Genomic DNA, 21,863 nt, shown 5'->3' on the forward strand with positions numbered 1-21,863 from the left:
GCGTCCTCAATCGCCGGACGGGCTGAATTCAGCCCGTCCGGCGATTGAGGACAGCGCGCGGAGCGTGCTCCGGGGTCTGGGGCGGAGCCCCCCCACGCGGCGGAGCCGCAAATCGACACAGCCGGGAAGGGGCGGGGTAGGGGAAAAATCAGCCCGCCCCGTACACCGGCCCCGGCGGGCTCGCGTTCGCCAGCAACGCTCGCACCATCTCCCCCGCCTCCCCCGGGGACCACAGCGCGCCCTTGTCGGCCGTGGGCCCCACGCGCCAGCCCTCCATCACCGTGATGCGGCCGCCTTCCGCCTCGAAGACCCGTCCCGTGACCCCGGCGGAGGCCGGGGACGCCAGCCATACGACCAAGGGGGAGACATTGGCGGGGGCCATTGCGTCGAAGCCGGTCGGCGGCGCGGCCATCGACTCCGCGAACACGCCCTCGGTCATCCGCGTGCGCGCCGCGGGCGCCACCGCATTGGCCTGGACGCCGTACCGCGCGAGTTCGGCCGCCGCGACGAGGGTCAGGGCGACGATCCCGGCCTTCGCGGCCGCGTAGTTGGCCTGGCCCACGCTGCCGAGCAGCCCGGCCCCGGAGGTGGTGTTGACGACCCGCGCCTGCGGCCGGCGGCCGGACTTCGTCTCGGCGCGCCAGTGCGCGGCGGCGTGCCGGAGCGGCAGGAAGTGGCCCTTGAGGTGGACGCGTACCACCGCGTCCCACTCGTCCTCGCCGAGGTTGACGAGCATGCGGTCGCGCAGGAATCCGGCGTTGTTGACGAGTGCGTCGAGCCGTCCGTAGGTGTCCAGGGCGGTCGCGACGAGGGACGCGGCACCTTCGTCGGTGGCGATGTCGCCGTGGTGCGCGACCGCTTCGCCGCCGAGTGCGGTGATCTCGTCGGCGACGTGCCGGGCCGGGTCCGCCGAGCCGCCCTCGCCGCCCCGGCCCACGCCCAGGTCGTTGACGACGACCCTCGCGCCTTCCGCGGCGAGGGCGAGGGCGTGCGCGCGCCCGAGGCCGCGGCCCGCGCCGGTGACGACGGCGACACGACCCGCGCAGATTCCGGTGGGGTTCAGGGGCATCTCGTGGCTCCGTCGAGGAAGGCGGGGCGTTCGCCGCCGCCGTGGACGAGCAGGCTCGCTCCGGTGATGTAGGAGGCGTCGGCGGAGGCGAGGAACACGGCCGCGGCGCCGATCTCGTCGGGCTCGGCGAGGCGTCCGGCGGGCACGGTCCTGGCGACGGCGGCGACGCCGGACTCGTCGCCGTAGTGGGCGTGGGCGGCCGCGGTGCGGACCATGCCGAGGACGAGGGTGTTGACCCTGATCGCGGGCGCCCATTCGACGGCCATGGTGCGGGCGAGGTTCTCCAGCCCCGCCTTGGCCGCGCCGTAGGCGGCGGTGCCGGGTGAGGGGCGGGTGCCGCTGACGCTGCCGGTCATCAGGACGCAGCCGCCCTCCGCCTGGCGGCGCATGATGCGGTACGCGGCGAGCGAAGCGGTCAGCGGTGCGGTGAGGTTGAGGCCGAGGATGCGGGCGTGGCGTTCGTCGGCTCCTTCGCCGAGGCGCTGGAAGGGTGTTCCCCCGGCGTTGTTGACCAGCACGTCCAGCCGGCCGTACGCCTCCTCGACCTGGGTGAAGAAGATCCGTACCCCCTCCGCGTCCCGGAGGTCCACCGGCAGGAAGCAGGCGCTCCCCCGGTCGGTGGCGACCGGCCGGTCCGGGGGTCTGCGGGCGCAGACGACCACGCGCGCGCCGGTGTCCAGGAAGGCCCGCGCGATGCCCGCCCCGATGCCGCGCGTCCCGCCGGTGACGACGACGACCCGGTCGCCCGCCCCGTCGGTGCCGCTCATTTCGCACCTCCCGCTGTGGCTTGCCCGCTGCTACCTTCACACCTAACAAACGTTTGGTGGAAAGGTAGCTGATCCTCTGATGGGTGTCTCCACCTCCCGCCCCGAAACCGCCGTCGCCGTCGTCACCGTGGACTTCCCTCCGGTCAACGCCCTTCCCGTGCGCGGCTGGTACGACCTGGCCGCCGCCGTCCGCGCGGCGGGCAGCGATCCCGGGGTCCACTGCGTGCTGCTGGCCGCCGCCGGGCGCGGCTTCAACGCCGGTGTCGACCTCAAGGAGATCCAGCGCTCCCCCGGCCACCGGGCCCTGCTCGGCGCCAACCACGGCTGCGCGGCCGCCTTTTCGGCCGTCTACGACTGCGAGGTGCCGGTCGTGGCCGCCGTGCAGGGCTTCTGTCTCGGCGGCGGCGTCGGCCTCGTCGGCAACGCCGACGCGATCGTCGCGTCCGACGACGCGGCCTTCGGCCTGCCCGAGCTGGACCGGGGCGCGCTCGGCGCGGCGACCCACCTGTCCCGGCTGGTGCCGCAGCACCTGATGCGCACGCTGTACTACACCTCGCGCACGGTCACCGCGTGGGAGCTGCACCGGCACGGCGCCGTGTGGCGGGTCGTGCCGCGCGGTGAACTGCCCGGCGCGGCCATGGAACTGGCCCGGGAGATCGCCGCCAAGGACGGCACGCTGCTGCGCATGGCCAAGGCGGCCATCAACGGCATCGACCCCGTCGACGTCCGCCGCAGCTACCGCTACGAACAGAGCTTCACCTTCGAGGCCGGTCTCAGCGGTGTGGCGGACCGGCACCGGGACGCCTTCGTCCAAGGCGGGGCGGGGAAGGAGCGGCAGCCGTGACCTCCGACAAGAGGATGACCGCGGACGAGGCCGTCTCCCGGCTGGCGAGCGGAATGACGCTGGGCATCGGCGGCTGGGGCTCGCGGCGCAAGCCGATGGCCCTCGTGCGGGCCCTGCTGCGGTCGGACGTCCGCGACCTCACCGTCGTGTCCTGCGGCGGCCCGGACGTGGGCCTGCTGGCGGCGGCAGGGCGGATCCGCAGGCTCGTCGCGCCCTTCGCCACGCTGGACTCCATCCCCCTCGAACCGCACTTCCGGGCCGCCCGGCAGGAAGGGGCGTTCGAGCTGACGGAGCTGGACGAGGCGATGTTCATGTGGGGGCTGACCGCGGCCGCGCACCGGCTGCCGTTCCTGCCCGTACGGGCGGGTCTGGGCTCGGACGTGATGACGGTCAACCCGGGCCTGCGAACGGTGACTTCGCCGTACGAGGACGGTGAGGAGTTCGTCGCGGTGCCCGCGCTGACGCTGGACGCCGCGCTGGTGCACCTCAACCGGGCCGACGCGCGGGGCAACGCCCAGTACCTGGGCCCCGACCCGTATTTCGACGACCTCTTCTGCGAGGCGGCTCGGGAGGCGTACGTCTCCTGCGAACGCGTCGTCGACAGCGCGGAGTTCGCCGCCGCAGGCGGCCCGCAGACCCTGCTGGTGCAGCGGACGTGCGTCAACGGCGTCGTCGAGGCGCCGGGCGGCGCGCACTTCACGTCCTGCGCGCCCGACTACGACCGGGACGAGGTCTTCCAGGCCGCGTACGCCGAGGCGGCCGCCGACCCGGTGGCGTGGCGGGAGTTCACGGGCCGCTTCCTGTCCGGGGACGAGGACGCCTACCGCGCGGCCGTCGCCGCCTTCAAGGGGGCGGCGGCATGACGGCGACCAGGGCCGAGGTGTGCGTCGTGGCGTGCGCGGAGGCGTGGCGCGGCGACGGTGAGATCCTGGCGAGCCCGATGGGGGTGGTGCCGACGATCGGCGCGCGGCTGGCGCGGCTGACGTTCTCGCCGGATCTGCTGCTGACGGACGGCGAGGCGATGCTGATCGCCGACGTGCCGGCGCTGGGCGAGCCCGCCACGGCCGTCGAGGGGTGGCTGCCCTTCCGCCGCCACCTCGCGCTGGTCACAGGCGGCAGACGGCATGTGATGATGGGCGCGAGCCAGCTCGACCGGCACGGCAACCAGAACATCTCGTGCGTCGGCGACTGGCGGCGGCCCGCCCGGCAGCTCCTCGGTGTGCGCGGGGCGCCCGCCAACACCCTGAACCATCCGACCAGTTACTGGATCCCGCGGCACTCCCCCCGGGTGCTGGTCGAGAAGGTCGACATGGTCTGCGGCATCGGCTACGACCGGGCGGCCGCCGCCGGCCCGTCCGCCACGCGCTTCCACCGCATCCCCCGCGTCGTCACCGACCTGGCCGTACTCGACTTCGAGACACCGGACCACACGATGCGGGTGCGCTCCCTGCACCCCGGCGTCACCGCCGAGGAACTGCGGGCGGCGACGGGCTTCCGGCTGGACGTGCCGGACCACGCGCCCCGCACCCGCGCGCCCACGGCCGAGGAGCTGCGCCTGATCCGAGACGTCCTCGACCCGCGTGCCCTGCGGGGGAAGGAGGTACGGACGTGAGGACGGCGCTCACCGAGCTGACAGGCGTGCGCCATCCGCTCGTCCAGACCGGGATGGGCTGGGTGGCGGGCCCCCGGCTGGTGTCGGCGTCCGCGAACGCGGGGGCGCTGGGCATCCTCGCCTCCGCCACCATGACACTCGATCAGCTCAGGGGCGCGGTCCGGGAGGTGCGCTCGCGCACGGACCGCCCCTTCGGGGTCAATCTCCGCGCGGACGCCGGGGACGCGGCCGAGCGGGTGTCCGTGATCATCGAGGAGGGGGTGCGGGTAGCCTCCTTCGCCCTCGCGCCCTCGCGGGAGCTGATCGCCCGCCTCAAGGACGCCGGTGTCGTCGTCATCCCGTCGGTGGGCGCGCGGCGGCACGCCGAGAAGGTCGCGGCGTGGGGCGCGGACGCCGTCGTCGTGCAGGGCGGCGAGGGCGGCGGCCACACCGGCCAGGTGGCGACGACGGTGCTGCTGCCCCAGGTCGTGGACGCGGTCGGCATCCCGGTGGTGGCGGCCGGCGGCTTCCACGACGGGCGGGGGCTGGCGGCGGCGCTGGCCTTCGGGGCGGCCGGGGTCGCCATGGGCACGCGCTTCCTGCTCACCTCCGACAGCACGGTCCCGGCGGCGGTGAAGGCCGCGTACCTCGCGGCCTCCGTCGCGGACGTCACGGTGACCACGAAGGTCGACGGACTCCCCCACCGGATGCTGCGCACGCCTTTCGTCACGGCACTCGAACGCTCGGGACGCACCGCCGCACTCGTCCGCGCCCTGCGCCACGCGTCCGCCTTCCGGGAGGTGTCGGGCCTGAGCCCGCTGCGGATGCTGCGCGAGGGGCTGGCCATGCGGCACGGCAGGGATCTGACGTGGAGTCAGGTCTTGTTGGCGGCGAACACGCCGATGCTGCTGAAGGCGGCGATGGTGGACGGGCGTACGGATCTGGGGGTGATGGCTTCGGGGCAGGTCGCCGGGGTCATCGACGACCTGCCGTCGTGCGCGGAGCTGGTGGAACGGGTGATGCGGGAGGCGTCGGAGACGCTTTCGGGGTTGGCGGCTCTGCTGTGACCACCGGGGCTCCGCCCCGGACCCGTGCTCGGGTGCGGCTCGGCGGTGCTCTTTTCCCCAGCCCCGCCCCTTCCCGTAACTGGGGCTCCGCCCCAGACCCCGAAGCACGCTTCGCGAGCTGTCCTCAAACTCCCCCAGCTACCGCTGGGAGGTGCCCCCACGGGCTGAATGCGCACCCCGGGGGTCAAAGCCGCTCGATGATTGTCACATTCGCCTGCCCGCCCCCCTCGCACATCGTCTGCAAGCCGTACCTCCCACCGCTCCGCTCCAGTTCGTGCAGCAACGTCGTCAGCAGCTTCGCGCCGGTCGCCCCCAGCGGATGGCCCAGGGCGATCGCGCCCCCGTTGACATTGACCCGGTCCGGGTCCGCGCCCGTCTCGTGGAGCCAGGCCAGGACCACGGAGGCGAACGCCTCGTTGATCTCCACGAGGTCGATGGCGTCGATCGTCAGCCCGGTCCGCTTCAGCGCACGGGCGGTGGCCGGGATGGGTGCGGACAGCATCCGGATGGGGTCCTCGGCCCGTACGGAGAGGTGGTGGACGCGGGCCCGCGGGGTCAGGCCGTGGTCGCGCAGGGCGCGCTCGCTCGCGATCAGGACGGCGGACGCCCCGTCCGAGATCTGCGAGGAGAGCGCGGCGGTGAGCGTCCCGCCGGTCAGCACGGGCGGCAGCGCGGCCATCTTCGCCAGGGAGGTGTCGCGGCGGGGGCCCTCGTCCGCGGTGACCTCTCGCCAGGGGACGAGTTCGCGGTCGAAGCGCCCCTCGTCGGCGGCCCGTACGGCCCGCCGGTGCGAGCGCAGCGCGAATTCCTCCATGGCGGCACGGGTGATGCCCCATTGTTCGGCGATCATTTCGGCGCCGTGGAACTGGCTGACGGGCCGGTCGCCGTAGCGGGCCCGCCAGCCGTCGGATCCGGCGTACGGGCCGACGTCGAGTCCCAGCGGTTCGGCGGCGCGCCGGGCGGCGTAGGCGATGGGGATCTGCGACATGTTCTGCACACCGCCCGCGACGACGAGGTCCTGGGTGCCGGAGAGCACGGCCTGGGCGGCGAAGTGGACGGCCTGCTGCCCTGAGCCGCACTGCCGGTCGACGGTGACGCCCGGCACCTCCTCGGGGAGGCCCGCGGCCAGCCAGCTCGTGCGGGCGATGTCACCGGCCTGCGGTCCGACCGCGTCGAGGCAGCCGAGGACGACGTCGTCGACGGCGGCCGGGTCCACGCCCGTACGGTCCATCAGGGCCCGCAGCACATGGGCGCCGAGGTCGGCGGGGTGGGCGGTGGAGAGCCCGCCGCCCCGCCGGCCGACGGGGGTGCGTACCGCTTCGACGACATAGGCCTCGGCCATGGCTGCTGCTCCTCGGAAGGTCCGTCAGTCCCGGACGGCGATTCCGTCCAGGACCATCGACAGGTACTGGCGGGCGATCTCCTCGGGCGTGTGTGCTCCGCCCGGCCGGTACCAGGACGCGGCGACCCATACGGTGTCGCGCACGAAGCGGTAGGTGAGCCGGGTGTCGAGGTCGGCGCGGAACACCCGTTCGGCGACGCCGCGTTGCAGGGTGCCGAGCCACGCCTTCTCGAATCTGCGCTGCGAGTCGGCGAGATAGGCGAAGCGGGGGCGGGCGGCGAGGTGGCGGGATTCCTTCTGGTAGATGGCGACGGCGGGGCGGTGCCGGTCGATCTCGCGGAAGGACTCGGTGACGAGGGCCTCCAGCGTCTCGCGGGGGCCGAGGCCGGAGGCGAGCACGGTGTCGTAGCCCGCCCACAGTTCGTCCAGGAAGGTGGAGAGGATCTCGTCCAGCATCGACTCCTTGGAGTCGAAGTGGTAGTAGAGGCTGCCCGCGAGCAGCCCCGCCTCGTCGGCGATCCTGCGGACGGTGGTGGCGTTGTAGCCGTGGGCGGCGAACACCTCGGCGGCGGTGGCGAGGAGTTCGCGGCGCCGGCCGGGGGCGGCGGTGTTCTCGGTGGTCTGCTTGCTGTTCGGCACGGGGTCATTCTCGGTCACGCACGCTGGCTGCTGACCGAAACCGTCTCCCCTGTCATGTACGAGGAGTAGCCGCTGGCGAGGAAGACAATGACGTTGGCGACCTCCCAGGGCTCGGCGGGGCGCCCGAAGGGCTCGCGCGCGGTCAGTTCGGCGAGCAGCTCGGGGGTGGTGACCTTGGCGAGGTGGGGGTGCATGGCGAGGCTCGGCGCGACCGCGTTGACGCGGATGCCGTGGGCCGCGGCCTCGACGGCGGCGCAGCGGGTGAGGGCCATGACGCCCGCCTTGGCGGCGGCGTAGTGGGCCTGGCCGCGCTGGGCGCGCCAGCCGACGACGGAGGCGTTGTTGACGACGACGCCTCCGGTGCCCGCGGCGCGCATGCGGCGGAGGGCGGCGCGGGTGCAGCGGAAGGTGCCGTTCAGTGAGGTGTCGATGACCCGGTCCCACTGTTCGTCGGTCATCTCCACCAGATCGGCGGTGCCGCCGAGGCCGGCGTTGTTGACGACGATGTCGAGCGCGCCGTGCCGCTCCTCCGCGAGGTCGAAGAGGGCGGCGACCTGGGTCTCGTCGGTGACGTCGCAGGGCAGTCCGGCGACCTGCCGGGCGCCGAAGCCGTCGCAGAGCGCCGCGACGGTCGCCCGGAGCCGGCGGGCGTGGGCGTCGCCGATGACGACGCGGGCGCCCTCTTCGAGGAACCGCCGCGCGGTGGCCCCGCCGATGCCGGTGCCGGCGGCGGCGGTGATGACGGCGGTGCGGCCCGCCAGCAGTTCGTGGCCGGGGAGATAGGGCGGCGGTACGGGCCGGGAGGCGGTACGGGACTCCGTGCGGGACTCCTCGACGCTGCTCATGGCCGTACGTTAACCTACCAAACACTTGTTAGGGAAGGATGGGCATGTCCACTGACCCGACAGTGCGTTACGAGCGGAACGGCCCGGTCGCGACGGTCACGATGAACCGTCCGAGGTACCGCAACGCGCAGAATTCCGCGATGACTTACGCCCTCGACGACGCCTTCCAGCGGGCGGCCGGGGACGACGGGGTCGGGGTCGTCGTCCTCGCCGGGGCGGGCGAGCACTTCTCCGCGGGCCATGACATCGGCACCCCCGGGCGCGACACCCATCTGCCATATCCGCGCCGGGCGGGCCTGTGGTGGGACCACTGCGGCAAGTCGGGCGCGGACAGCCGCTTCGCGCGCGAGTCCGAGGTCTATCTCGGCATGTGCCGTCGGTGGCGCGAGCTGCCCAAGCCCGTGATCGCGTCCGTCCAGGGCGCCTGTGTGGCGGGCGGGTTGATGCTGGCGTGGGTCTGCGACCTGATCGTGGCGAGCGACGACGCCTTCTTCGCCGACCCGGTCGTGCGGATGGGCGTCCCCGGCGTCGAATATTTCGCCCATCCGTGGGTGATGCCGCCGCGCGTCGCCAAGGAGTTCCTCTACACGGGCGACCGGATGAGCGCCCGCCGGGCGTACGAGATCGGCATGGTCAACCGCGTGGTACCGCGCGCCGAACTCGCCCCCGGCACACACGAACTGGCCCTTCGCATCGCCGCGATGCCGCGCATGGGCCTCGCCCTCGCCAAGCGCGCCGTCAACCAGGCCGAGGACCTCCAGGGGCTGCACAGCGGCCTCGACGCGGCCTTCGCCCTCCATCACCTCGCGCACGCCCACAACGCCGAGACCGGCGACGGTCCGCTCGGCGGCATGGACATCGAGGCGATGAAGGCGAAGGAGCGCGGCGCCTGATGGACCTGGACCTGACGGCACAGGAGGAGGAGTTCCGCGCGGAGGCCCGGGCGTGGCTGGCCGCGCATGTGCCGCCCGCTCCCCTGCGCTCGCTGGAGACGCGGGAGGGGTTCGCCGAACACCGCGCGTGGGAGCGGACCCTGGCCGCGGACCGCTGGTCGGTGGTCTCCTGGCCCGCGGCGTACGGCGGCCGGGACCGCTCGCTGCTGGAGTGGCTGCTCTTCGAGGAGGAGTACCACGCGGCGGGCGCGCCCGGCCGGGTCTCCCAGAACGGTATCGCGCTGCTCGCCCCCACGCTCTTCGCCCACGGCACACAGGAGCAGCGCGCCCGGGTGCTGCCGCCGATGGCGAGCGGCGAGACGGTGTGGGCGCAGGCGTGGTCCGAGCCGGAAGCGGGCTCGGACCTCGCGGCGCTGCGCTCGGTCGCGGTGCGCGAGCGGGGCGGCTGGCTGCTGCGCGGCCAGAAGACCTGGTCCTCGCGCGCGGCCTTCGCCGACCGGGCCTTCGGGCTGTTCCGCAGCCACGCGGACCCGGAGCGGCCGCCGCACCACGGGCTGACGTACGTGATGTTCCCGCTGGACGCGGACGGGGTGACGGTGCGGCCCATCGGCCGTCTCGACGGCAGGCCGGCCTTCGCGGAGCTCTTCCTGGACGACGTGTTCGTGCCGGACGCCGATGTGATCGGCGAACCGGGCCGGGGCTGGGGCGTCGCCATGAGCACCGCGGGCAACGAACGCGGGCTGACCCTGCGCAGCCCCGGCCGCTTCCTCGCCACCGCCCGGCGGCTGGCCGCCCTGTGGCGCGAGAGCGCGGACCCCGGCGACGCGGCGCTGCGGGACCGGGTGGCGGACGCGGTGATCAAGGCCCGGGCGTACCAGCTGTTCACCTACGCCCATGCGGAGCGGCTCGCCGCGGGGGGCTCGCTGGGGGCGGAGTCCAGCCTCAACAAGATCTTCTGGTCCGAGCTCGACCTTGCGCTGCACGAGACGGCGCTCGATCTGCTGGGCCCGGAAGGGGAGTTGGCGGGTAGCGCGTGGGCGGAGGGGTATGTCTTCGCGCTGGCGGGGCCGATCTACGCGGGGACGAACGAGATCCAGCGGGACGTGGTGGCGGAGCGCCTGCTGGGGCTGCCGCGCGGCCGGCGCCGGCCGTGACCGCGCACAGGACTCCGGGTGCGCGAACGCCCTTGCCCCGCCCGATGGGAGGACACAGCGCGTGAAGCTTTCGCTCGACACCTCGCAGCTCGACTTCCAGCACTCGCTCGCGCGCATGCTCGACGCGGCCGACACCCCGTCGGCCGTTCGCGCGTGGGCCCGAGGCGAGCACGGGCCCGGGCTGGCCGTGTGGGAGCGGGCGGCGGCCATGGACGTCTTCGCGCTGGCCACGCCGGAGGCGTACGGCGGCGCGGGGCCGCTGCCCGTGGAACTCGCCGTCGCTTTCGTCGAGTTGGGTCGGTACGCGGCACCCGGCCCCTTCGTCGAGACGGTCGCGGCGGCCGCGCTGCTCTCCCGCCTGGCCGAGCGCGGCGCGGCCGCCCCCGCGGCGGCCTGGCTCCCCCGCGTCCGCACCGGCGAGGCGCGGGTCACGCTGACGCTGCCCGGCGGCAGTCCGTACGCCCTGGACGCGGACGTGTGCGACGCCGTCCTCGCGGTGGCGCCGGGCACGGACACCCTGCGGCTGGCCGCCGGGCACGGCCCCGTACGGCCCTCGCTCGATCCCGCGCGACGGCTCGCCCGGCCGGGCGACGGCGGCGAGCCGCTGGCCGCGGGCCCCGCGGTGCGGGAGGCGGCGGCGTACGCGGCGGACCACGCGGCGTTCGCGGTCGCCGCGCAGGCGCTGGGGGTGGGGTGCGCCTTGCTGGAGCGCACGGTGGCGTACGTCCGGCAGCGCACCCAGTTCGGCTCGCCGGTCGGCGCGTTCCAGGCGGTCAAGCACCGGCTGGCGGACACCCTGGTGGGCCTGGAGTTCGCCAGGCCGCTGGTGTTCGGCGCCGCGGTCGCGCTCGCGTCGGGGGCGCGGTCCGCCCCGGCCGAGGTCGCCGCGGCGAAGGCCGCCGCCTGCGACGCGGCGTACGCGGCGGCCCGCACCGCGCTCCAGCTGCACGGGGCGATCGGTTACACGGCGGAGTACGACCTGTCGCTGTGGCTCGGGAAGGCGCGGGCCCTGCGAACCGCGTGGGGCGGCCCGGCGGAGTGCAGGGCCCGCGCGCTGGAGCTGTTTCCGGGGCGGTTATTTTTCGAGTAAAACACTTGCTAATCTTTTTGTATGCCCGAACAGACCACCCGACGCCTCCCCCTGCGCGGCACGCTCCGGCTGAACCGCGCCGGGGACATCTGGCACAAGCCCGCGTTCAGCGCGGTCTCCGCGATCGCGGTCCCCGACGGCGTCCTGCTCGCCACCGACCGTCTCGACCTCGCGCTCTACACCTCGGCCGGGGCGCTCTGCGCCCTCTACGGCCACGCCAGGCCGTACGCGGCGCGCGGCCGGGCGCTCGCCGGGGTGGTGCTCGGCATGGCGGCGGGGGTGGGCGTCGCGCTGACCGCCGCGTCCCTGACGGGTTCCGTCGCGCTGCTGGTCGTGGTCGCGGCGCTGCTCGCGGCCGTGCAGAAGACGCTGTGCGACGCGTTCAGGACCGGCCCGCCGGGCAGCATCGTCCTCACCTTCGTCAGCTCCACCGCGTGCTTCGTGCCGCAACGGCCGGGCGAGGTGCCCTTCCATGTCGGGCTCGTCCTGGCCTGCGGCGCGTTCGCATGGCTGATCTGCATGGCTCCCCGGCTCGTGCGGCCGTACGGCCCGGAGCGCATCGCCACCGCCCGCGCACTGGAGGCCGCGGCCCGGCTGCTGCGCGCGGACACCGACGCCGCCCCGCGCGCCCGGCACACCGCGACCGCCCTGACGAACGCGGCGCGCGCCGAACTGCGCCGCGCGCCGTCGCGACGCCGGGACGGTGCCGGTGTGCTCGCGGCGCTGGAACTCCTGCTCGTACGGGCCGAGTCGGCGGCCGCGGACCGTCCCGGTTCCGCGTCGGAGGCGGAGCTGTACGACGCCTGGGCGCGCGACCTCCGCAAGGGGCGCGCACTGCCGGGCGAGACCACCGGCGGGGGTGAGGCGCCCGGCGGGCGGCCGTCGGGTGGGCCCACCGCGCTCGACCGGCTGCGGCCGGGTTCCCCGCTGCTGCTCCTCGGGGCGCGGGTCCTGGCCGGGTGCGTGCTCGCGGGCTGGGCGTCGGCGGCCGTGGGGATCGGCCATCCGTACTGGGCCGTGGTGACCGCCGCTTCCGTCTTCCAGGCGAATTCCGCGCTGTCCTGGCAGCGGGCCGTGCAGCGCGTGCTCGGCAACCTCCTGGGGCTGCTGCTGTTCACCGCGCTGCTGCCCGTCGCCCGGACCGGGCCCCTCGCGATGGTGGTGCTGTCGGTCGCCCTCCAGTTCGGCGCCGAGGCGCTCATCACCCGCAACTACTGGCTCGCGACCGTCTGCGTCACCCCGATGTCGCTGCTGCTCGGTGAATTCGCGGGCAGTCACCCGGCTCGCCCGCTCGTCGGCGACCGCTGGGCCGATACGCTCGTCGGCGCGGCGGTCGCGCTGCTCGCCTGCGCGCTGATCACCGACCGGCGCCGGGCGGACCGCGTCGACGCCGCGGTGGACCGGGTCGCCGAGGCCCGGACCACCGCCCTCGCCCTGCTGGACGCCCCGCACTCCGCCCACGAAGCGGGCCGGGCCCGCGACCGGCTCGCGACCGCGCTCGTGGAACTGCGGGAGACGGCGGACGCGGCGGCCGGCGAATGGCGGCGGCGCGCCCTGCCGCAAGGGCATGTGGAGCGTGCCGAGCGCGACGGCCACCACGCCCTGGCCGCGCTCGCCCGGCGCTTCGCCACGGCCGCGGCGTAGCCGGCGGCCGAGGGCCTGATCACCGGACGACCGCCCCGGGACGGCAGAATCTGCCGTGAGCACCCAGCCGAAAGGATCCCCACCGTGACCGAGGACGTCGTCGCGCGCGTGCTGCGCCAGTGGCAGCAGGTCCACCCCGGACTCGACACCGCGCCGATGGCCGTGATCGGCCGCCTCAACCGCTGCGCGGCGCTGTTGCAACAGGCGACGGATGCGCCGCTGGTGCGGGAGGGGCTGGCGCGCGCGGAGTTCGACATCCTCGGCACGCTGCGGCGCACGGGCCGGGAGCTGTCGCCGGGGCAGATCGCCCGGGAGACCTTCGCCTCCGGGGCGGCGGTCACCAAGCGGCTCCGGGTCCTGGAGGCGCGCGGCCTCGTGGCCCGCCGCACCGACGAGCGCGACCGGCGCGTGGCTCACCTCTCCCTCACCGAGGAGGGCACCGCCCTCATCGACCGCCTGGTGCCCCGCCAGCTCGACTACGAGAACACCCTGCTGGACGGGCTCGGCGACGACCACCGCGACCGGCTCGCGGACACCCTGGCCGACCTGCTCGTTCTGCTGGAGGGGCGGCTGGGCGGCCTCCAGCCGTAGGGCGCGCGACTGCCGGATCGACCTGAGGCGGATACCCCCTATGGGTATCTGCCTCGGGCACTTCCCCCCTTGCCCCGCCATACACCCTGGGGGTATACATATCTCTGGCAGATACCCCCAGGGGGTATCACCCTCAGCCCCAGGAGCCGCAATGACCACCACGGTCACCCAGGTCGAACTCACCATCGGCGGCATGACCTGCGCCTCGTGCGCCGCGCGCGTCGAGAAGAAGCTCAACCGCATGGACGGCGTGGAGGCCACCGTCAACTACGCCACCGAGAAGGCCAAGGTGACCTACCGCGAGGACATCGGCGTCGCCGACCTCGTCGCCACCGTGGAGGCCACGGGCTACACCGCCGCTGTGCCCCGGCCCGTACGGAACACCGGTCCCGCCCACGAGGCGGACGGCACCGCCGACGAGGCCGACGACGGAGGCGGGGAGCTGCGCACACTGCGGCAGCGGCTGCTGACCTCCGTGGTCCTCGCGGTGCCCGTGGTGGTCCTGGCGATGGTGCCGGCCTGGCAGTTCACCTACTGGCAGTGGCTCTCCCTGACGCTGACCGCCCCCGTCGTCACCTACGCGGCCTGGCCCTTCCACCGCGCCGCCTGGACCAACGCCCGGCACGGCGCGGCGACCATGGACACGCTGATCTCGGTGGGGACGTCGGCCGCGTTCCTGTGGTCGCTGTGGGCGCTGTTCCTCGGCGACGCGGGCATGCCGGGCATGACGCACTCCTTCGAGCTGACCGTCGCGCGGAGCGACGGCGCGCAGAACATCTATCTCGAAGCGGCCGCCGGGGTCACGGCGTTCATCCTGGCCGGGCGCTACTTCGAGGCCCGCTCCAAGCGCAGGGCGGGGGCCGCGCTCAAGGCCCTGCTGGAGCTGGGCGCCAAGGAGGTGACCGTGCTGCGCGGCGGCCGCGAGGAGCTGATCCGCACCGAGGAGCTCGCGGTCGGCGACCGCTTCGTCGTCCGGCCCGGCGAGAAGATCGCCACGGACGGCACCGTCGTCGAGGGCACGTCCGCGGTGGACGCCTCGATGCTCACCGGCGAGTCCGTCCCGGTCGAGGTCGGCGTGGGCGACGGCGTGACCGGTGCGACGCTCAACGCGGGCGGGCGGCTCGTCGTGGCCGCGACCCGGGTCGGCGCGGACACCCAGCTGGCCCGGATGGCCGAGCTGGTCGCGGACGCGCAGAACGGCAAGGCCGCCGCGCAGCGGCTCGCCGACCGGATCTCCGCGGTGTTCGTGCCCGTGGTCATCGCCCTCGCGCTCGGCACACTGGCCTTCTGGCTGATCAGCGGTGCGGGCCTGACGGCCGCGTTCACGGCCGCGGTGGCCGTGCTGATCATCGCCTGCCCGTGCGCCCTCGGCCTCGCGACGCCGACCGCGCTCATGGTGGGCACGGGCCGGGGCGCGCAGCTCGGCATCCTCATCAAGGGGCCCGAGGTGCTGGAGAGCACGCGCAAGGTCGACACGATCGTGCTGGACAAGACCGGTACGGTCACCACCGGCCGGATGACGCTGCTGAAGGTGCACACCACCCGGGGCACGGCGGAGGCCGATGTGCTGCGGCTCGCGGGCGCGTTGGAGCACGCCTCGGAGCACCCGGTGGCGCGGGCGATCGCCGCGGGGGCCACCGAGCGCGTCGGGGCGCTGTCCGTGCCGGAGGACTTCGCCAACGTGCCCGGACTGGGCGTGCAGGGCGTGGTCGAGGGCCACGCGGTGCTCGTCGGCCGGGAGAAGCTGCTCGACGCCTGGGCGATGCCGCTGCCCTCGGGCCTCGCCCGGGCGAAGGAGGAGGCCGAGGCGGCGGGGCGCACGGCCGTCGCGGTGGCCTGGGACGGCGAGGCGCGGGCGGTGCTGGAGGTCGCCGACGCGGTGAAGGCCACGAGCGCGGAGGCCATACGCAGGCTGCGCGCGCTGGGGCTGACCCCGATCCTGCTGACCGGCGACAACCGGGCCGTGGCCGAGGCGGTGGCCGCCGAGGTCGGCATCGACGAGGTGATCGCCGAGGTCATGCCGCAGGACAAGGTCGACGTCGTCAAGCGCCTGCAGGGCGAGGGCCGTTCGGTCGCGATGGTCGGCGACGGGGTCAACGACGCCGCCGCCCTGGCCCAGGCCGATCTGGGCCTCGCGATGGGCACCGGCACGGACGCGGCGATCGAGGCGGGCGACCTCACGCTGGTCCGGGGCGACCTGCGGGTCGCGGCGGACGCGATCCGGCTCGCGCGGCGCACGCTCGCGACCATCAAGGGCAACCTGTTCTGGGCTTTCGGCTACAACGTGGCGGCGCTGCCGCTGGCCGCGGCGGGGCTGCTCAACCCGATGATCGCGGGGGCGGCGATGGCCTTCTCGTCGGTGTTCGTGGTCGGCAACAGCCTGCGGCTGCGGGGGTTCCGGGCCGAGGACCAGTGATCGAACGCCCCCGGGAGCCGGGCGGGTCCACCGACCCGTCCGGCTCCTGACGTGGCGTCGACGGGCCTGCCGGCGGCGGGAGATGAGCCCTGTGTCCCCGCTCCATGATGAATCCGTAACAGGCGCACCCTCACCCCGGCCCGCTCCCTCTTGTGTGGTGACAGAGACCGCAGACAGGGAGGGCATGAGCCATGGCGCTGCCGAAGAAGCACAAGATCCGGATCGCGGCCACGGCGGCGGTCTTCACGATAGCCGCCGGCACCATCGCCGCGGCCGTCGACCACGGCAGCGGCGGCGGGAACAGCGCCCCGGTGACGGACCGTCCCGCGCCGGGGAAGAACGTGAGCGACGAGATCGTGCGGATCTCGGAGGACCCGGGCAAGACCGTCAACCTCACCTTCGACGACGGCCCGGACCCCACGTGGACCCCCAAGGTCCTCTCCCTGCTGGAGCAGTACGGCGCCAAGGCCACCTTCTGCATGATCGGCCCGAACGCCGAGAAGCACCCGGACCTGGTGAAGAAGGTCGTCGCGGCGGGGCACCGGCTGTGCGACCACTCGATCTCGCACGACACCCGCATGGACAAGAAGCCGGTGGCGTACCAGGAGAAGGAGATCCTGGACGCGAAGAAGCTCATCGAGGACGCGTCGGGCGGCGAGCCGGTGCGCTACTACCGGGCGCCGGGCGGGGCGTTCACCCCCGACAGCCGGAGGATCGCCGCCGAGAACGGCATGCGCCCGCTCGGCTGGAACGTGGACACCAAGGACTTCGAGCACCCCGGCGTCGACAAGATCCTGGACACGGCCAAGAGGGAGCTGAGCAAGGGCCCGACCGTGCTGATGCACGACGGCGGCGGCTCGCGCGCCCAGACCGTCGAGGCGCTCGCCCGGCTGCTGCCCTGGCTCAAGCAGCAGGGCTACACCTTCAGCTTCCCCAAGATCTGACGGACGTCAGGGGGTGGACACCGCCGCCTTGGTAGGGACCTGGGCCGCGGGGAAGGCGTTGTTGTTGTCGCAGACCAGGTCCGAGACGACGTAATTGCCGCCGCTGAGCTCCACCTTCACGTCCTGGACCGCCCGCCCCCGGGGCACCTCGGCGCTCGCCGCCGTGCACACGAGCTGGCTGCGGGCCACGAGGGACAGCCTCAGCACGTTGTACGGCAGCTGGATGCCCACCCGCATGGTGCCGGTGGTGACGTGGACCTCACCGTTCAGCTTCGGCAGGTCGGAGTAGAAGCCACGGGCCTGCTCCGCCGAGTTCGTCCCCTTCAGGAGCAGGGCGATCGCGTCCTCCGCGCCGACCTTGTCCGCGGCGTCCCGGCCGCTGGACGCGATGCCGGTCGGCGTCATGAAGTAGAGCCGGACCTCATGGGTGTTGGTGATCCCCTTCTTCTTGGCGCCCGTTGCGGGCTGTCCCGCATCGATGGCGTCAGTGGTAGTGACGCCGCAGCCTGCGAGCGTGGTGAGCAGCAGCGCGGCGGCAGCGGCGGCGTGGGGCTTCCTGATGGCGCTCGTCAGCCTCATGCCTCCTCACCCCCGCCGCGCCGCAGGGGCAGATCCACGGTGAACACCGCTCCTCCTCCGGGTGCGTTGGCGGCCCGTACCGTCCCGTCGTGCAGGCGGACGTTCTCCAGGGTGATGGCGAGGCCCAGGCCGCTGCCCTCGGAGCGGGCCCGGGCGGAGTCCGCCTTGAAGAACCGGTCGAAGACGTGCGGCAGCACCTCGGGGTCGATGCCCGCGCCCCGGTCCGCGATCTCGATCAGCAGCCGCTCGCCGGTGTCCCGCTTCTCGGCCCGGACCGTGACGCTCACCGGTTCCCCGCCGTGCTTGAGCGCGTTGCCGACGAGATTGGCGACCACGACGTCTATGCGGCGCGGGTCCAGCCGGGCCCGTACGCCCTCGGGCAGGTCGGCGGCCACCTTCTCCTGCCAGCCGCGGGCCTGGAGGGTCTTGCGCACGGTCTCCGAGACGTCGACCTCGTCGAGGTGGAGGGCGGCGGCCCCCGCGTCGAAGCGGGAGATCTCCATGAGGTCCTCGACCATGCGGGCGAGCTTCCCCGTCTCCTCGCTGATGAGCCGGACGGCATAGGCGGTGTCGGGGTCGAGCGAGGCGGCATCCTCGTCGAGGACGTCGACGACGGCGGTCATGGCGGCCAGCGGGGTGCGCAGCTCGTGCGAGACGTCGGCGGCGAAGCGCCGGGAGTTGGCCTCCATGCGGCGCAGCTCCGCGACGTTCTCCTCCAGCGCCTCGGCCATGTCGTTGAAGGTGCGGGAGAGGTCGGCGAGCTCGTCGCGGCCGGTCACCCGCAGCCGGGTGTCGAGCTCGCCCGCGGCGATCTTCCGGGAGGCACGGCGCAGTTCGCGTACGGGCCGCAGCACGCCGCGGGCGGCGATCAGGGCGGGCACGGCGGCCAGCGCGACGGCGGGCAGGGCGCCGGACTGGGCGGCCTTGACCAGGGCCTGCACATTGGCCTCGTCCTCGCGGAGCGGCATCTGGGCGTAGACCTCCAGGCCGGAGTCCTGGTTGGTGTCCTTGAAGGTGACGGGCAGGCCGATGGCGAGCCAGGGGCTGCCGTCGACGTCCATCCGCTGGAAGGCCGGGATGCCGGAGCGGACCTTCTGCTGCAGGCCCTGCGGGATGGTCCGGTTGGTGTCCGCCGCGGGCATCATCGGCCCGCCCTGGTAGCGGAGGTGGATGATCCAGCGCTGCGCGCCGCCGGCTGCGGCGAGCCGGCGGCTGAGGTCCATCTGCGCCGACGAGGTCAGCGGGAAGGTGTAGTCGGGCACCTGGGAGTTCACCTGCGAGCGCAGGGAGTCGATGGCGGTGTCCTGGGTGTGCTTGAGGATCGCGGTGCGGGCCGAGCGGAAGGTCAGCCCGGCCGTGGTGAGCGCGGCGAGGGCGGCGACCAGCAGGAACGCCACGACCAGGCGGGCGCGCAGCCCGCCCGCGGCACCGCGCAGGGTGGGGCGGCGGAACTCCGGGCGGCGGAATCCGGGGAAGCGCGGAAGGAGCCGGCGGCTCACAGGGGCCCGAACCGGTAGCCGAAGCCGCGCACGGTCTGGATGTACCTCGGCGACCTCGTGGACTCCTCGACCTTGGTCCGCAGGCGCATCACACAGGCGTCGACCAGCCGCGCGTCACCGTGGTAGCTGTGCTCCCACACGTGCTCCAGAAGCTGCTGGCGGCTGAAGACCCGGCCGGGCGTCGAGGACAGGTAGAGCAGCAGCTTCATCTCGGAGGGGGCAAGCGGCAGGTCCTGGCCGTGCTTGCCGACGAGCAGGCCCGCGCGGTCGATGGTGAGGTCGCCGTGCGTCTCGACCGGCTGGGTCACGGCCGGATCGGGGCCGCCGTCGCCGGGCGCGGCGCGGCGCAGCACGGCCCGGATCCGGGCCTCGAGGACCTCGCCGCGGGCGGGCTTGACGATGTAGTCGTCGGCGCCCGCCTCCAGGCCGAGGACGACGTCTATGTCGTCGCCGCGCGCGGTGAGCATGATGATCGGGATCTGCCGGGTGGCGCGGATCCGGCGGCACACCTCGAAGCCGCTCTTGTCGGGCAGCATCAGATCGAGCAGGACGAGGTCCGGCCGGAAGGTCTCCATGGCGGCGATACCGGCCTCGCCGGTGGCGGCGCCCTCGACCTCGTGGCCGCGGCGGCGCAGGGTGAGGGTGACACCTTCCCGTACGGCCCGGTCGTCCTCGATCAGAAGCACGCGTGACATGCGGCCAGTATCCGTCCAATCAGCACAACAGTGCGACGTTCGGCCCTCCGGGCGGCCGAACTGTCACCGACTGCTCATATTCTCCCGGTCCCCGGCGGCGGGCGGGGCGCCCGCGAGGACGGGCCACAGGTCCGGGTCCTCGAAGTCGAGCGCCCACAGCGCCGTCCCCTCCACACCGTACTTCCGCAGTACGCGCAGGTGGTCGGCGATCCCGCGCGCGTCCTGGTACCAGACCTCGCGCCGCTTGCCGCCCTCGGTGTAGGTGAAGTGGGGGGTGCGCGCGACGGGGTCCAGGGCATAGGGCGCGCCGACCTTGCGGCGCAGCGCGTCGGCCTCCCGCCAGGTGCGGTGGGTGGCCCGGCCCGGGTCGCCGACCACGTGGTCCCAGCCATAGGCCGGGATGCCCATCTCGATCTTGTCCGCGGGCAGCCGGGCGGTGGCGTAGCGCAGGATCTCGTCGTACCAGCCGGGGGTGGAGAGCGGGCCGGGCGGTTCGAGGGCGTCGTGCAGGTTGTAGCCCATGATCCGCAGCCGGTCGAGGGAACGGCCCAGCCGGGCGTAGTCGTAGACGGGACCGCCGTCGTGGCCGGGGGTGGCGGACCGGGGGAAGACGGCCGCCGTGCACTCCTTGCGCAGGGCGTGCAGCCTGGCGCAGACCTCGCCGATCAGGGTGGTGAAGCCGGTGCGCACGCGGTCGATGAGAGCGGTGCTCTTGGCGCTCTCGTTCATCTGCTCGTAGTCGAGGTCGAGCCCGTCGTACGGGAGGCCGGTGGCGAGCCGCACCAGGGTGTCGACGTGCGTGGCGCGGGCCTTGGGGTCCCCGGTCAGATCCGCCATCGCGGCGGCGTCGAGGCTCTCGGTGACGGTCGGTACGACCTTGATCCCGGCCCGGTGCAGCCCGTCGATCACGGCCAGGTCGCCGGCGCCCGGGTGCGCGGTGACGCGGTCGGCGGCGGTGGCCTCGTACCAGAAGGGGTTGACGGTGTGCAGTTGCTCCGCGTGGGCGAGCGCGTCCTGGTAGGCGCCGGGCTCCCAGTAGGGCATCCAGGCGGAGACGCTCCGCGTCTGCGGCGGAGCCGTGGGGGCGGCGCTCAATACGGCCAGCGCGGCGAGGGCCGCTGCGCGGATGCGGATCATAGGGCCAGCGTTGTACGTGGTGGCTGGTGGCGCGAGCGTGGTTGCCCCGCACGTGGGTTTGTTCCCCAGCCCCGCTCCTTCCCGCAGCGTCTGATGCGCGGCTCCGCCGCGGCCGGGGCTCCGCCCCGGACCCGTGCCCGGGTGCGGCCCGGCGGGTTGTCTCCCCCACCCCGCCCCTTCCCGAAACTGGGGCTCCGCCCCAGACCCCGGTCCTCAAACTCCCCCAGCTACCGCTGGGAGGTGCCCCCACGGGCTGATTTCCCCTACACCCCGAGGTGTCCCCGCAGGAGTTGCCTGAAGGAGCCGTCGAACGCCTCGTAGTGTTCGCGGAGCCGTTCCCCCGGCCACCCCGGTGGCAGCAGTGCGGCCGGGAGGACCGGGTCGGCCAGCAGGTGGCGCAGGACCGCCGCCGAGGCGGTGAATTGTTCGGCGAGGCTTCCGGGGCGCAGGGCCGTTTCCAGGGCGGTCGCCCGGGCCGCCCAGCCGTCCAGGTCCCACAGCGCCGCCGCGAGCCGTGCCGGGTCGTCCTCGGGCTCGCCGGTGAAGGCCGCGCACTGCTCGGCGACGACGGCGGGCCGGTCGCGGACGAGGTTGGCCGGGCGCGTCCAGCAGCCCTCGCGGAGTTCGGCGAGGCGCAGGGCGGCCATCGCCTGGCGGAGGGCCGCCCGGTCGGCGGGGGCGCGGCGCTCGGTGGTGACGACGGCGATCTCCCAGCGGCCGTCCCAGGCTCGGGTGCGCGGGGCGCGGCTGTCGTCCTGCCGGGCCTGGCGGGCGAGGAGGCGGTCGGTGAGCCGGTAGGTGCCGTCCCGCTGTTCCAGGTCGCCGGCGGCGACCATGCGGGTGAGGGCGGTGCGGACCGTGCCCTCGGCCGTGCCGAAGAGCGCGCCCGCGCGGACGAGCGCGCGGGCCGGCAGCGCGGGCGGGTGGTGGCCGAGCAGGGTGGAGAGCACGACCGAGCGGGCGGTCAGCGGCCGGAGGGGCAGGGCGGTGCCGGTGTCGTCCATGGTTGTCGAAACCCTGTTCATTACAGTGCTGGATCACGCATCATAAAACTGTA

21 protein-coding genes are annotated in these 21,863 nt (G+C 73.9%); 11 read left to right on the top strand and 10 right to left on the bottom strand.

Annotation, left to right across the window (positions count from 1 at the left end; all coding sequences use genetic code 11):
- Positions 1–148 precede the first annotated feature (148 nt).
- On the bottom strand, positions 149–1,069 hold the full coding sequence (locus ABD269_RS24110; RefSeq protein WP_344120942.1) for an SDR family oxidoreductase: 921 nt from the start codon (positions 1,067–1,069) through the stop codon (positions 149–151).
- The gene (locus ABD269_RS24115; protein WP_344120944.1) at positions 1,060–1,836 is read right to left on the bottom strand and encodes an SDR family oxidoreductase; all 777 of its coding nucleotides are present in this window, start codon (positions 1,834–1,836) and stop codon (positions 1,060–1,062) included. The genes ABD269_RS24110 and ABD269_RS24115 overlap by 10 nt, the downstream gene beginning before the upstream one ends.
- A gap of 79 nt (positions 1,837–1,915) precedes the next feature.
- On the opposite strand from ABD269_RS24115, the gene ABD269_RS24120 reads away from it, so the two are divergent.
- The 4 genes from ABD269_RS24120 to ABD269_RS24135 are packed head-to-tail and all read left to right on the top strand — an operon-like array spanning position 1,916 to position 5,338.
- A complete protein-coding gene (locus ABD269_RS24120; protein WP_344120946.1) occupies positions 1,916–2,680 on the top strand; it encodes an enoyl-CoA hydratase family protein in 765 nt (254 codons plus the stop codon).
- A 14-nt stretch (positions 2,681–2,694) separates the two neighbouring features.
- A complete protein-coding gene (locus ABD269_RS24125) occupies positions 2,695–3,543 on the top strand; it encodes a CoA transferase subunit A (RefSeq protein WP_344122043.1) in 849 nt (282 codons plus the stop codon).
- Positions 3,540–4,292, top strand: a complete 753-nt coding sequence (locus ABD269_RS24130) for a CoA-transferase subunit beta (RefSeq protein ID WP_344120948.1) — start codon at positions 3,540–3,542, stop codon at positions 4,290–4,292. Before ABD269_RS24125 ends, ABD269_RS24130 begins: the two co-directional genes overlap by 4 nt.
- Positions 4,289–5,338 carry an NAD(P)H-dependent flavin oxidoreductase gene (locus ABD269_RS24135; protein WP_344120950.1) on the top strand — a complete coding sequence of 350 codons (1,050 nt, stop codon included), beginning with the start codon at positions 4,289–4,291 and terminating at the stop codon, positions 5,336–5,338. Before ABD269_RS24130 ends, ABD269_RS24135 begins: the two co-directional genes overlap by 4 nt.
- A 184-nt stretch (positions 5,339–5,522) precedes the next feature.
- Here the strand turns inward: ABD269_RS24135 and ABD269_RS24140 are convergent, their stop codons facing one another.
- Genes ABD269_RS24140 through ABD269_RS24150 form a run of 3 tightly spaced genes read right to left on the bottom strand, consistent with a single transcriptional unit; the run spans position 5,523 to position 8,164 of the window.
- Complete coding sequence (locus tag ABD269_RS24140; protein WP_344120952.1) at positions 5,523–6,680, bottom strand: acetyl-CoA C-acetyltransferase; 1,158 nt, start codon at positions 6,678–6,680, stop codon at positions 5,523–5,525.
- 24 nt (positions 6,681–6,704) lie between these two features.
- The gene (locus ABD269_RS24145; RefSeq protein ID WP_425572966.1) at positions 6,705–7,337 is read right to left on the bottom strand and encodes a TetR/AcrR family transcriptional regulator; all 633 of its coding nucleotides are present in this window, start codon (positions 7,335–7,337) and stop codon (positions 6,705–6,707) included.
- On the bottom strand, positions 7,334–8,164 hold the full coding sequence (locus ABD269_RS24150; protein ID WP_344120954.1) for an SDR family oxidoreductase: 831 nt from the start codon (positions 8,162–8,164) through the stop codon (positions 7,334–7,336). Before ABD269_RS24150 ends, ABD269_RS24145 begins: the two co-directional genes overlap by 4 nt.
- A gap of 44 nt (positions 8,165–8,208) precedes the next feature.
- Between ABD269_RS24150 and ABD269_RS24155 the strand changes: the two genes are divergently transcribed.
- The 7 genes from ABD269_RS24155 (at position 8,209) to ABD269_RS24185 (ending at position 16,896) form a co-directional block, all read left to right on the top strand.
- Complete coding sequence (locus ABD269_RS24155; protein WP_425572967.1) at positions 8,209–9,057, top strand: enoyl-CoA hydratase; 849 nt, start codon at positions 8,209–8,211, stop codon at positions 9,055–9,057.
- On the top strand, positions 9,057–10,211 hold the full coding sequence (locus ABD269_RS24160; RefSeq protein ID WP_344120958.1) for an acyl-CoA dehydrogenase family protein: 1,155 nt from the start codon (positions 9,057–9,059) through the stop codon (positions 10,209–10,211). The genes ABD269_RS24155 and ABD269_RS24160 overlap by 1 nt, the downstream gene beginning before the upstream one ends.
- A gap of 61 nt (positions 10,212–10,272) precedes the next feature.
- Positions 10,273–11,301: an acyl-CoA dehydrogenase family protein gene (locus ABD269_RS24165; RefSeq protein ID WP_344120960.1), complete on the top strand. Its 1,029-nt coding sequence runs from the start codon at positions 10,273–10,275 to the stop codon at positions 11,299–11,301.
- Between the two features lie 21 nt (positions 11,302–11,322).
- Complete coding sequence (locus tag ABD269_RS24170) at positions 11,323–12,945, top strand: FUSC family protein (RefSeq protein WP_344120962.1); 1,623 nt, start codon at positions 11,323–11,325, stop codon at positions 12,943–12,945.
- Positions 12,946–13,029: 84 nt separating this feature from the next.
- A complete protein-coding gene (locus ABD269_RS24175; RefSeq protein WP_344120964.1) occupies positions 13,030–13,536 on the top strand; it encodes a MarR family winged helix-turn-helix transcriptional regulator in 507 nt (168 codons plus the stop codon).
- Positions 13,537–13,687: 151 nt separating this feature from the next.
- Positions 13,688–15,952 carry a heavy metal translocating P-type ATPase gene (locus tag ABD269_RS24180; RefSeq protein ID WP_344120966.1) on the top strand — a complete coding sequence of 755 codons (2,265 nt, stop codon included), beginning with the start codon at positions 13,688–13,690 and terminating at the stop codon, positions 15,950–15,952.
- Between the two features lie 191 nt (positions 15,953–16,143).
- Positions 16,144–16,896 carry a polysaccharide deacetylase family protein gene (locus tag ABD269_RS24185; RefSeq protein WP_301891081.1) on the top strand — a complete coding sequence of 251 codons (753 nt, stop codon included), beginning with the start codon at positions 16,144–16,146 and terminating at the stop codon, positions 16,894–16,896.
- A gap of 6 nt (positions 16,897–16,902) precedes the next feature.
- Here ABD269_RS24185 and ABD269_RS24190 read toward each other — a convergent pair whose 3' ends face one another.
- From ABD269_RS24190 to ABD269_RS24210, 5 genes are all read right to left on the bottom strand, one after another.
- A complete protein-coding gene (locus ABD269_RS24190; RefSeq protein ID WP_344120969.1) occupies positions 16,903–17,475 on the bottom strand; it encodes a hypothetical protein in 573 nt (190 codons plus the stop codon).
- Positions 17,472–18,974: an ATP-binding protein gene (locus ABD269_RS24195; protein WP_425572968.1), complete on the bottom strand. Its 1,503-nt coding sequence runs from the start codon at positions 18,972–18,974 to the stop codon at positions 17,472–17,474. The genes ABD269_RS24190 and ABD269_RS24195 overlap by 4 nt, the downstream gene beginning before the upstream one ends.
- Positions 18,971–19,669, bottom strand: coding sequence for a response regulator transcription factor (locus ABD269_RS24200; protein ID WP_301891083.1), 699 nt, complete (start codon positions 19,667–19,669; stop codon positions 18,971–18,973). The genes ABD269_RS24195 and ABD269_RS24200 overlap by 4 nt, the downstream gene beginning before the upstream one ends.
- 63 nt (positions 19,670–19,732) lie before the next feature.
- Positions 19,733–20,806, bottom strand: coding sequence for a glycosyl hydrolase family 18 protein (locus ABD269_RS24205; RefSeq protein ID WP_344120972.1), 1,074 nt, complete (start codon positions 20,804–20,806; stop codon positions 19,733–19,735).
- A gap of 263 nt (positions 20,807–21,069) precedes the next feature.
- The gene (locus ABD269_RS24210; protein WP_301891085.1) at positions 21,070–21,810 is read right to left on the bottom strand and encodes a PaaX family transcriptional regulator C-terminal domain-containing protein; all 741 of its coding nucleotides are present in this window, start codon (positions 21,808–21,810) and stop codon (positions 21,070–21,072) included.
- Between the last annotated feature and the right edge of the window lie 53 nt (positions 21,811–21,863).

This window comes from Streptomyces blastmyceticus (assembly GCF_039521185.1).
Taxonomy (GTDB): Bacteria; Actinomycetota; Actinomycetes; order Streptomycetales; family Streptomycetaceae; genus Streptomyces; species Streptomyces blastmyceticus.